Raw genomic sequence first — 11827 nt, 5'->3', positions numbered from 1 at the left:
ACACACATAAACCTACCTGAACCAAAACTACGTCTCTGTTTTTAAAACATAATTTTTGAGTCACACAGAGGGTCATCAAAGCGGGCGCTATATGTCATGTCACAACGACGCCTGCTTGAATTAATCAGATTGTTTTGATGGTCTGTGGCACGCTTAGAAACCCAATCGTCGCCTTTACCACGCCTAGTCTGGCCAAATTCTAGCCCAATAACCAGAAGATTGAGCGGTATCAAATTCAAGGGGACTAATTACTAGCCATCCCAACCACCAAACCTTTTGAATCACGTCATCAAAGCTGCCCGCTGAAAGAATCACGAAGCAGAGAACCAAATAACTTAGCTCCAAGGGCGCAAGAGAGCGGTTCTCTTATCGCAAGGAGAACAACCACCGCCCAAATTAAGAACGTCCCAGTCGACCGATAGGCTTAAACATTCTTTAGATGCAGTAGGAACAAGCTGAACAGCTCGGCCTGAGATGAAATTTCTAGTTTCACATAGATGTTTCGCCTATGCGATTTAACCGTCGAAATTGAGACACCCAACTGCAGAGAGATGGATGTACTGGTGTGCCCGACGAGGACCAGTTGCACGACCTGCATCTCACGGTCCGTCAGGACGTCGCTGCCGAAGTCTTGAAAACGATCTTCTTGGCCGGGCCGTTGGTCCGCGCAGTCAAAGCTTGCCGGATCAATCTCAAATTGTCGGCGCACGATCCGCTCTAACACCGGAAACAGGCGCTCTAAACGCACCGAACAAGTGGTGGATTGTCTCTGCCCACGTGGAATTAGGAAGCTAAAGTCAAGCGCCATGCCGTTCGGTAACCGGATCAGAACAATGCATTCGGCCATGTTCTTTGGCCATCCTGGTGTGCGGTAGCCGATCGTTTCGCTGTCCTCTACGAAAATATCTATATCCGCAGTATCTATGACCCGTTTGAAATCATCGGGAACAAAGTCTGAAATCTGGTAGACGCCCGATGCCGCATTGCCTTGGTACGCCCGAAACACCGGATTGATAACATACGTAAAATTCAGAAAATTGTCCAAACCCCGCTGATAATTACACAAGACCGGGCGGTTCGCGAGGTTAACAGGGCCCACGTTGGCCTGATAAAGAAAGATGTGGAAACATTCGAAACCAAACGTGTTGGCCAATGTGTCAGAAAGATTGCTAAAAAAATCCTTTGACGCAATCAACCCTATCAACGCAAGAGGATCAAAAAGCAGCGGCTCTGTTTGAATGCCATCAGCCACCTGCTCCAATGGCTTAGAAATTTGTACGCTCTGGTTCATGCATTCATTAGAGTGCCGTGTGGCCGACATAGCAAGGCTCGAGCAAAGAAATGAACGTCGCGGCGGCTTCATCCCATGACATCGCACAAGAACTCATCCTTTAGGACGATATACCGTCGGCGCCGCCCGCCCGTAGGCTGCACCCTAAGAGGCCGACGCGGATTAACGTGAGGGCCAGCCTTGGGGGACTGATGGCTTTTCCGATATCCGAAGTGCGGGCGTGCTTTCCATCGCTTGCCCAAACAGACAACCATCAGCCACGTATCTACGTGGATAATCCCGCAGGCACGCAGGTGCCATTGTCTGTTGCGAATGCCGTGCGAGATTACATGCTAACCAATGCCTCCAACGCGGGCGGTCATTTTGTGACCAGCGTCGCTACGGATGCTGTGTGGCAAAAGGCGCATGAAGACGCCGCGCTATTCTTGGGGGCTCGTTCGTTCAAGGAAATCATCATCGGACAAAGCATGACGTCACTGGCGTTTCACCTGTCGCGCAGCATTTGCCATGATTTCCAACCCGGAGATGAGATTGTCATCAGCCGCATGGAACATGAAGGGAATGTTGGCGCTTGGCTGGAGATAGCCAAGGACAAAAACCTAACCGTCCGTTGGGTCGATTTTAACCATGAAACGTGGCAAGTCGAACCCGAAGACCTAGCCGCCCAGCTTAGCCCACGCACCAAACTGGTGGCGCTGAATTATGCCAGCAACATGACCGGGTCGATCAACGACATCCCTACCCTCGCAAAATTGGCAAAAGATGCAGGCGCACTGGTGTTTGTAGATGCGGTGCAATTGGCCCCCCATCATCTGGTCGACGTTTATGCCATAGGGTGTGATTTTCTGGCCTGTTCCTCCTACAAATTTTTCGGACCACATCTGGGGCTTATTTGGGGGCGTGGTGATCTCCTAGGCGCGCTATACCCATACAAAGGGCGCTGCGTATCGGACGACATTCCGGATCGCTTTGAATGCGGCACACCCCAATATGAATTGCTGGCTGGGCTATCAGCGACAGTGCAATATTTTGAGGATCTTGGCCGCAAAGGGTCATCATCAACAGACCGCCGCGCCCTTGTTGCGGCCTCATACCAGATGTCGCGCGATTATGAAGAGCCGCTGACCAACCTGTTGATCGACGGCCTAAAGCAAATCTCCGGTGTGAAAGTCTACGGCATCACCAATCCCAACAGGATCACACAGCGCGTGCCAACGGTCTCAATTCGGCATGCGTCCATGCCGCCCACGGATATTGCACAAGCACTTGCAAAGGCCGGTATTTTTGTCTGGCACGGACACAACTACGCCTACGAACCTGCGCGGTCCTTGGGTCTGCCATTAGATGAAGGCGTCGTCCGCATCGGACTGTCACATTACAACACTAAAGAAGAGGTCGAGGCCATTGTCACTGGCATCGAGCGGATAACACGGGGGAGCAACCCTTGAGGATAAGTCAACAAAACGAAACGTAACCAACGGAGAGCATCATGAAATTCACCACATTACGTAAAATGACAATCGGACTGGCAGCCGCCCTAACGCTAGGCGGCGCGGCTGGTGCATCTGCTGAAACGCTGCGCGTCGGCATGGAATGCACCTATGCGCCATTCAACTACCGCACATCTGACGGCGAACTGGTCGGGTATGACGTGGACGTCGCCAAAGGTGTTGCCGAAATCATCGACGCCGATCTGGAATATGTCTGCCAACAATGGGACGGTATGATCCCCGCGCTTTTGGCCAACAAGTTTGACCTGATTGTCGCATCCATGTCGATTACGAACAGCCGATTGGAGAAAATCGATTTCTCCAGCCCTTACCGGGACTCTGTAGGCCGTTTGGTTGGAAGAAAAGGCATGGACAAGCCACTGTTTGATCCTTCAGGCGGTCCAATTGCAGAAAATTTTGCCGGTCTGCGCATCGGGCTAGAGCGCGCATCAACTTATGAAAGCTGGTTCAACGCGACGCTGCCAGACGCAGATATCGTGCTCTATGACGGATCCGAACCGCTTTATCTTGATCTTGTGAATGGCCGCGTTGATGCGATCATGACCAACCCGATGAAAGCACACCTGCGCTTTTTGGCCAAAGAAGAAGGCACCAACTACGAGTTCGTAAGCCCAGCCATCAGCGAAGTTGAATACTTTGGTGTCGGTGTCGGCATTGGCCTGCGTCAGGGACAACCCGAACTAAAAGCCCGCCTCGACGGTGCCATCAAGAAATTGATCAACGACGGCAAGTTGACGGAATATGCGCTCAAGTATTTCCCGTTCCCAATTCACAACCAAGAATGGGGTAACGACTGATCCAGTCGCGCGTCCCCTCCCCCACGGCGCATCATCGCGCCGTGGGTCTTAACTGAAACACAACCGAGGATTTATCGTGGACGCATTGGTCGGATGGTGGGATGACTATTTTTGGGGCTCCGTTGTGGTGGCTCAGGTGTTCATCTGTTCACTGTTCCTCATGGTTATCTTCGGCCTGATCGGGGCGGCGGCTAAACTTTCTGACAGTGTCGTTGCTCAAAAATTGGCGAACGGCTACACAATCGTGTTTCGCGGTACACCAGAAATTTTGGTCATTCTGTTGCTTTACTTCGGGTCGGCCATCGCGCTGACTTCAATCGCCCAAATCTTTAATCCGGACATAAAATTTCTGGATGTCCCGCCATTTTGGGCCGGCACCATCGCTATTGCATTGATCGTCGGTTCTTATGCCACTGAAACCTTTCGCGGCGCTTTTCTGGGGGTGAACCCGGGCAGCATCGAGGCCGCGCGTGCCCTTGGCATGTCGGATCTGCAAACCTTCATCTATGTGCGTATCCCCGAAATGTGGCGGCTCGCGTTGCCCGCTTTTGGTAACCACATGCTATCGTTGGTGAAAGACACTGCATTGATTTCGATCATCGGGCTGAATGAAACGCTGTTTGTTGCAAAACAGGCCATTGGCACCACCGGAGAACCCTTCACCATGTATATCGTCGTCGGCTTGATTTATTTGGCCTTCTCAACCGTGATCACCCTGACGGTGATGGGGCTGGAACGTTACGGTCAACGTCATATGGTGAACGCACGATGAGCTTTGATTTCTCCATCATCGTCGATGCCCTGCCAAAAATGTTGATGGGCATTGGGCTGACTTTTCAACTGTTGGTCGTTTCTGCCGTTCTAGGTTTGATCCTTGCCATCGGCCTGATGTTGATGCGGATCAGCGGGAAATGGTATCTGTCTTGGCCCGCTCAGGTTTACATCTACATCTTTCGGGGCACACCCATATTGGTGCAGATATTCATCGTCTACTATGGCTTTCCCCAACTTGAGTTTATCCGCGACGGGTTTCTGTGGCCCATGTTCCGAGACCCTTTCGGGTGCGCCATCTTTGCTCTGACACTGAACACTGGCGCCTACGTTTCCGAAATCCTGCGCGGTGGCGTGCTGGGTGTGGATCGCGGCATTTTGGAAGCCGGCAGTGCGCTTGGCCTGTCTGTACGTCAAAAATTTATCTATCTAACCACGCCTATCGCCACGCGCCTTGCACTTCCTGCTTATGGAAACGACATCATCAGTCTGCTGAAATCCACGGCCCTCGCCAGCACAATCACGCTGGCCGATATGACCGGCATTGCACGCACTCTCGTGGCCCAAACCTTCGCGCCTTATGAAATCTTCATCTCATTGGCGATTGTCTACATGATCCTTACTTGGATCCTTCAAAAGTCACTTGGCCGGGTCGAACGCTACCTTGGCCGGTACATGGAAAAATGAGAGCAACATGACTGAACAGGCACTGATTCAGATGAGAGACGTCGGCAAGTACTTTGGCTCGTTTCAGGCCCTTAAGGGCATTAATCTGCATGTCTCCAAAGGGGAACGCATCGTAGTCTGTGGCCCTTCAGGGTCGGGAAAATCTACGATGATCCGCTGCATCAACCGGCTGGAAAAGCACGATGAGGGGCAGATCATCATCGGTGGCAAGGAACTGACCGATCAAGTCAAGGACATCAACGCGGTGCGGCGCGAAGTGGGGATGGTGTTCCAAAGCTTCAATCTGTTCCCGCACATGACAATCGTGAAAAACCTGATGCTAGCGCAGCGTTTGGTGCGCAAAATCCCCAAAGCAGAAGCCAAGGCCACAGCGATGGAATACCTCGAACGGGTCAAAATCCCTGAACAGGCAGACAAGTACCCCATTCAATTGTCAGGTGGTCAACAGCAGCGCGTCGCGATTGCCCGTGCTTTGTGTATGCGGCCCGAGATCATCCTGTTTGATGAACCGACTTCAGCGTTAGACCCTGAAATGATCAACGAAGTGTTAGAGGTGATGACTGATCTGGCCCGCGATGGCATGACGATGATCTGTGTCACCCATGAGATGGGGTTTGCCAGGTCCGTCGCAGACCGCGTGATCTTTATGGACGCCGGCGAAATTGTTGAAGAGGCCACCCCTGAAACATTCTTCAATGCACCAAAAAATGAACGCACCAAGAAGTTCCTCAGCCAAATTTTGACGCATTAGAAACTCCTACCGAAAGCCACTAACATGACCGCAGATTTTCCAGCGCACGCTGAGTACCTCGCCTTTGCCGAAACCCTCGCCGATCAAAGCCGCAAGATGTTGCTAGCAGTCAAAGGTGCCGCACCCGAAATTTCGATCAAATCGGATGCTTCCTTTGTGACGACAACTGACAAGGCGGTTGAAACCGCATTGCGCGAGATGATCCAAGATACCTACCCTGATCATGGCATCCTTGGTGAAGAGTTTGACAACATCAACATCGACGCAGATTTTGTCTGGGTCTTGGACCCGATAGACGGCACCGCCGCATTTGTTGCCGGCATTCCTGTTTATGGCACGCTGATCGGGTTGGCGTGGCAGGGGCAGCCCTATGTGGGAGTGATCGACCATCCCGTCACATCAGATCGCTGGGTGGGTGTTTCGGGCAGGATGGCCGAACACAATGGCACGCCCGTTCGGGTGCGCGCCTGCGCGTCGGTTGAAACAGCCTATGCGACATGCAGTAATGCCGATTTCATGAATGATGCGGAACGCGCCCGTTTTGATATCCTACGTAAACGCGCGCAATACGTTCAATATGGCGGATCGTGTTATTCTTATGGTGTGCTTGCCTCTGGTCGCACAGACCTCTCCATCGACAGCGGTTTGGATTCATTTGATGTATACGCACCTGCCGCGGTTATTCAGGGGGCTGGCGGTTATGTTACCGATTGGCATGGCAATCCTCTGACGTTGGACATGGCCGGCAATGTCCTTGCGGCGGGCGACAAAGCGCGGCTGGACGAAGCTGTTACAATCCTCAAAGGATAATCCGATGAACAAGCCTCAAATTCTTGACGCGCAGGCCGTCGCAGACCTGTTGCCGCAATTGGATGTGAAGGCCGAGCTGACCTCTCTTTTTCGTGCGTTGGGGGACGGCAGTGCTGTGCAACCTGCGCAAACCATTACCGACTTTCCCAACGGTGGAGGCGACTTCATCACCTATATGGGTGCACTGAAGAGCGCGGGTGTTTTTGGCGCAAAACTCTCGCCCTATATCGTCACAGATACAGGTCCCGTGATCACCGCATGGACTGCACTAATGTCGATGGAAACCGGTCAACCGCTTGTTTGGTGCGATGCTGCCCTGTTGACGACAGAGCGCACGGCGGGAACAACCGCATTGGCCGTTGATCTGCTCGCGCGCGCATCTGCGCGTCACCTTGCAATCATCGGTAGCGGCCCTGTGGCCCTCGCGCATCTGCGCCATGTTGCGGCATTGCGGGACTGGCAAAAAATCTCGGTCTATTCACCCAATCTCTCTAGCGAGCGGGCGGCCCTCTGGCGTCAGGCCTATCCTCGGATAACCATTGCCGCAACCACGCGCGACTGCCTTGCAGGCAGCGATGTTGTAATGTTGTGTACGTCGTCCGGCAGCCCAGTGATCGACCCTACAGATACAGGCAAACCGTCACTGTTCACCTCAATCAGTACCAATGCGCCAAACGCCCATGAAGTCCCTCCGGCATTTCTATGTGATGCGCAGGTATACTGCGATTATCTGCCAACGACTCCCGACAGCGCTGCTGATATGCGCCTTGCCGCGCAAGATCACGGTTGGAGCAAAGACCGCATTCACGGCGACCTTGCTGGATTGCTCAGCGGCACCAGTGTGACACCGCGCAACGACGCACCCGTCTATTTCCGCTCTATCGGGCTGGGACTAGAAGACATAGCAATGGCACATGGCATTTGGCAATTGGCCCAAGCGACCAGCGAAAGGAAAGCACCATGAAGATCAAACCCTTTGGCGTTGAAATCTGGATGAACGAATTCGAGGACCATTGCGAATTCAATCTGGCAGAAACCTGTGTGGCATCACTGACGATTGAACAACTGCTGGAAATGTCGGGCAAGAACGACAGCGTAATGTCTGATCTGTTACCAATGAAAATGACCTACGGCGCGATCCAAGGGTCGGACCGACTGCGCGATGCGATCTGCACGATGTATTCTAAACAAACACGCGATAACGTTGTGGTGACACACGGGGCGATCGGGGCGAATGCTTTGGTCCATGAAACATTGGTCGAACCCGGCGATCATGTAATTTCCGTGCGGCCAACGTATCAGCAACACTATTCGATCCCTGAAAGCTACGGCGCTGAAGTGGATATTTTGCATCTTCGCCCCGAGAACGGGTTTTTGCCTGACCTTGCGGAGCTCAAGGCGTTGGTGCGCCCTGAGACTAAGTTGATTGTGCTGAACAATCCCAACAACCCCACGGGCGCATTGATGGAAGCAGACGCGCTTGACGCCTTTGTTGCGATTGCCCGAGGCTGCGACGCTTATGTTCTGTGTGATGAGGTTTACCGCGGCACCAATCAGACTGGCGATGGCTTCAGCCCTGCCATGGCCGATGTTTATGAAAAAGGCATCAGCGTTGCAGGTATGTCCAAGACATTCTCGCTGGCAGGTTTGCGACTGGGATGGATAGCGGGACCTTTGGACGTGCTTGAGGCGGTATCCATCCACCGTGATTACAACACGATCAGCGTCGGCATGCTGGATGATTACTTTGCTGCCATGGCACTGGAGGCCAAGGACAAAATCCTTGCACGCAGTCAACAAATTACGCGCGGAAATCTGGCGATCTTGGACGCTTGGGTCGCGCAGGAACCATCAATATCTTATGTGAAACCCAAGGCGGGCACGACCGCGCTGCTAAAGTATGATTTTGACATGCCCTCACGCGACTTTTGTATTCAGCTGCTTGAGCAGACTGGCGTGATGTTCACGCCCGGGTCAGTCATGCACATGGAAGGTTGGCTGCGCGTTGGATACGCCAATGACCCTGAAATATTGCGTGCGGGATTGGCCAAGGTCAGCAGCTTTCTGGCGGGTTTAGCCGCCAAATCAAATACTTCTGCGTGACCCATCCAGTGAACGTGACGATCAAAGACATGGAATAAAAAATGACATCTGAATGGCAAAGCGTTCTGCGCACCCTGTGGGGCATTGACGCGCAACTCACCAAATTGCCCGGTGAGTTTGACCTGAACTTTATGGCGGAAACGCCTCATGGTGACGGATTTGTCCTCAAAGTCATGCGCCCTGATTGTGACCCGGGCTTGGTTGATTTGCAGATCTCTGCGCTGCGTCATATCGCTGACCGCGCGCATGATCTGCCATTCCCGAGCGTCATACCCACCCTATCGGGCGATCAGATGACCATGTATAATACCTCCAACGGCGAGACGCGCCTATTGTGGGTGCTGGAGCGCCTGCCGGGCCAGATGTTTGCAGACGCATTGCCCAAGACAGATGCCCTTATTCATAATTTGGGGCGCGTCATGGGAGCTAGTGATCTGGCGCTGGCGGACTTCACTGATCCAGGCCTGACACGCGATTTCAAATGGGACCTGATGCAGGCGCAATGGATCACACCAGAGATTTCAGACGTTGCAAAGGGGCCGCGCCGTGCGCTGCTAGAAGGCATCGCTGCGGCGTTTGACGCCATCCTCCCCGCACTCCAGCACCTACCAAGTCAAGCGATCCACAACGACGTAAATGATTACAACATTCTGGTGGATGGCGCGTTATCTGAGCCCCATCATATCTCGGGCCTCATTGATCTGGGTGACATCTGTGCGGCACCACGCGTCTGCAATCTGGCCATCGCCGCCGCCTATTTGGTGCTGGATGCGCCTGATGCAGAAAGGCGTCTAGCCGCACTTGTTGCGGGTTACCATTCGGCGAATCCGCTCACGACCGCAGAGATCGATCTGATCTGGCCGCTGTTGCAGATGCGTCTGGCGGTAAGCGTTGTGAACTCAACGTTGATGGCGCGTGATACCCCCAACGACCCCTATGTAGTTATTTCTCAGGCCCCTGCGTGGCGGTTTCTTGAAGAAACGTCGATTGATCCGGGACTGCTGCGCGCGCGGTTGCGCACGGCCTGTGATTTGCCTGTCACCGATGCGGCACCCCGTATATTGGCGTTTCTTGACCGTGAGCGCGGGAATTTTGCGCCTGTCATGGGGGCCGACCTGAGTGATGCCCCGATGGGATCGCTATCTGTGGAACACTCGGTTTGGCCACAGAACCCCTTCCATCTGGGGCAAAAAGAGGCTGCGCGGATTGGAGAAGAATACGAACAAGACGGGCAGATTTGGCTAGGATATTACTTTGAGCCACGCCTGATTTATGCCGAACCAGCCTTTCGCAACGGGCCATGGCTAGCCTCTGACCGGCGCACCGTACATCTGGCAGTAGATGCCTTTGCGCCAGCGGGTACACCCATATACGCGCCCATGGATGCAACTGTTCATGTCATTGAGAACCGGACTGGGCACCTTGATTATGGTGGCGTGGTGATTTTGGCTCATGACACGCCCGGTGGGGATCGTTTTTACACCCTCTACGGGCATCTCAACCCCGATGTTTGCAAAACCCTGAAATCCGGACAGACGATTGCGAAAGGTACCGCCTTTTGTACATTGGGCACTCCAGATCAGAACGGCGGTTGGCCGCCTCACATTCATTTCCAGATGGCGCTGACGCTGGATGGGTTGGGCGATGATTGGCCCGGCGTAGGCGACCCTGACGAGAACGATTTGTGGCGCGCGATATGTCCAAACCCTGCTGCACTGCTCAACCTGCCAGACACCAAAACGGATTATGTACCCACCAACAAGGCCGATGTGCTGGCAAGCCGAAAGGCGCATTTTGGCGACAACCTTGTGCTGAGTTACAGCGATCCGATCATGCTGGTGCGGGGCTGGCAACATCATCTATTTGACGAATGGGGCCGCCCCTATCTGGATGCCTATAACAATGTGCCGCATGTGGGCCACGCGCATCCGCGCATCCAAGCTGTTGCAGCGGATCAGCTCAAACGCATGAATTCAAACACCCGCTATCTGCATCCTGCCCAAACCGCCTTTGCAGATAAGCTATTGTTCAAACTGCCCGATCAATTTGATGTGTGCTTCTTCGTAAACTCCGGCTCAGAAGCGAATGAGTTAGCCTTGCGATTGGCCCGTGCTCATACGGGGGCAAAGGGTATGGTAACGCCTGATCACGGGTACCATGGCAACACCACTGGCGCGATTAATCTGTCCGCGTATAAGTTCAACGCCAAAGGTGGTGTCGGGCCCTCCGATTGGGTTGAATTGGTTGAGGTCGCAGACGATTATCGCGGCAGTTTCAGGCGAGACGACCCAGATCGCGCGCAAAAGTTCGCGGATCTGGTTGATGGCGCGATTGACCGCTTGAGTGGCAAGGGCATTGATCTTGCGGGCTTCATCGCCGAAACTTTTCCATCTGTTGGTGGTCAGATCATCCCACCAAAGGGATATTTACAAACGGTCTACGCCAAAATCCGCGCTGCAGGCGGCGTGTGCATTGCTGATGAGGTGCAGACTGGATTGGGTCGGTTGGGTGATTACTATTTTGGGTTCGAGCAGCAAGAGGTTTTGCCTGACATCGTCGTGTTGGGTAAACCGTTGGGCAACGGGCATCCGATGGGCGCACTGCTCACCACACGGGCCATCGCAGATAGTTTCGCAAAAGGACCAGAATTTTTCTCAACCTTCGGGGGCTCGACCCTGTCATGTCGGATCGGCAAAGAGGTTCTAGACATTGTTGACGACGAAGACCTGCAAGCCAACGCCCAACATCAGGGCGACAGATTGCTGGCAGGGTTGCGGGCCTTGCAAGACAAACATGATTGCATTGGGGACGTGCGCGGCATCGGTCTGTTCGTCGGTGTGGATCTGGTTACTGATCGCGCCAACAAGTCCGAGGCGACCGCATTGGCCACGCATGTCAAAAACCGCATGCGCGATAAACGCATTTTGCTGGGGACCGAGGGACCACGTGACAACATTCTGAAAATCCGCCCCCCTCTGACCATCCAGCCTGACGATGTTGATATGATAATTACGACGCTGGATATGATCCTACACGAACGGTTTTGACACTCACATCACAGTCGTTCGTGCCTCTATTTATGTTCCTCAACCCAAAAGAGACGATT

10 protein-coding genes are annotated in these 11827 nt (G+C 53.5%); 9 read left to right on the top strand and 1 reads right to left on the bottom strand.

All coding sequences use genetic code 11. The features are described from left to right. Positions 1 to 424 precede the first annotated feature (424 nt). A complete protein-coding gene (locus V7775_RS17345; protein WP_335753174.1) occupies positions 425 to 1291 on the bottom strand; it encodes a helix-turn-helix transcriptional regulator in 867 nt (288 codons plus the stop codon). Between the two features lie 191 nt (positions 1292 to 1482). Between V7775_RS17345 and V7775_RS17340 the strand changes: the two genes are divergently transcribed. The 9 genes from V7775_RS17340 (at position 1483) to V7775_RS17300 (ending at position 11768) form a co-directional block, all read left to right on the top strand. Beyond that, complete coding sequence (locus V7775_RS17340) at positions 1483 to 2739, top strand: cysteine desulfurase-like protein (protein WP_335753173.1); 1257 nt, start codon at positions 1483 to 1485, stop codon at positions 2737 to 2739. Between the two features lie 41 nt (positions 2740 to 2780). Continuing rightward, entirely contained in the window at positions 2781 to 3599 is an 819-nt protein-coding gene (locus V7775_RS17335) for a transporter substrate-binding domain-containing protein (RefSeq protein ID WP_335753172.1), read from the top strand. A 76-nt stretch (positions 3600 to 3675) separates the two neighbouring features. Beyond that, the gene (locus V7775_RS17330) at positions 3676 to 4371 is read left to right on the top strand and encodes an ABC transporter permease (RefSeq protein WP_335753171.1); all 696 of its coding nucleotides are present in this window, start codon (positions 3676 to 3678) and stop codon (positions 4369 to 4371) included. Continuing rightward, complete coding sequence (locus V7775_RS17325; RefSeq protein ID WP_335753170.1) at positions 4368 to 5057, top strand: ABC transporter permease; 690 nt, start codon at positions 4368 to 4370, stop codon at positions 5055 to 5057. Before V7775_RS17330 ends, V7775_RS17325 begins: the two co-directional genes overlap by 4 nt. Before the next feature lie 7 nt (positions 5058 to 5064). Further along, positions 5065 to 5808: an amino acid ABC transporter ATP-binding protein gene (locus V7775_RS17320; RefSeq protein WP_335753169.1), complete on the top strand. Its 744-nt coding sequence runs from the start codon at positions 5065 to 5067 to the stop codon at positions 5806 to 5808. 24 nt (positions 5809 to 5832) lie between these two features. Further along, complete coding sequence (locus V7775_RS17315; RefSeq protein WP_335753168.1) at positions 5833 to 6618, top strand: inositol monophosphatase family protein; 786 nt, start codon at positions 5833 to 5835, stop codon at positions 6616 to 6618. Positions 6619 to 6622: 4 nt separating this feature from the next. Continuing rightward, positions 6623 to 7582: an ornithine cyclodeaminase family protein gene (locus tag V7775_RS17310; RefSeq protein WP_335753167.1), complete on the top strand. Its 960-nt coding sequence runs from the start codon at positions 6623 to 6625 to the stop codon at positions 7580 to 7582. Then, positions 7579 to 8721: an aminotransferase gene (locus tag V7775_RS17305; protein WP_335753166.1), complete on the top strand. Its 1143-nt coding sequence runs from the start codon at positions 7579 to 7581 to the stop codon at positions 8719 to 8721. The genes V7775_RS17310 and V7775_RS17305 overlap by 4 nt, the downstream gene beginning before the upstream one ends. A gap of 41 nt (positions 8722 to 8762) precedes the next feature. Continuing rightward, positions 8763 to 11768 (top strand): aminotransferase class III-fold pyridoxal phosphate-dependent enzyme, encoded by a 3006-nt coding sequence (locus V7775_RS17300; protein ID WP_335753165.1) that lies wholly within the window; start codon positions 8763 to 8765, stop codon positions 11766 to 11768. The last annotated feature ends 59 nt before the right edge of the window (positions 11769 to 11827 follow it).

This window comes from Sulfitobacter sp. (assembly GCF_036960155.1).
GTDB lineage: Bacteria > Pseudomonadota > Alphaproteobacteria > Rhodobacterales > Rhodobacteraceae > Sulfitobacter.
Note: the sequence above shows the minus strand (reverse complement) of the source record. Positions and strands in the feature narration are given on the sequence as shown.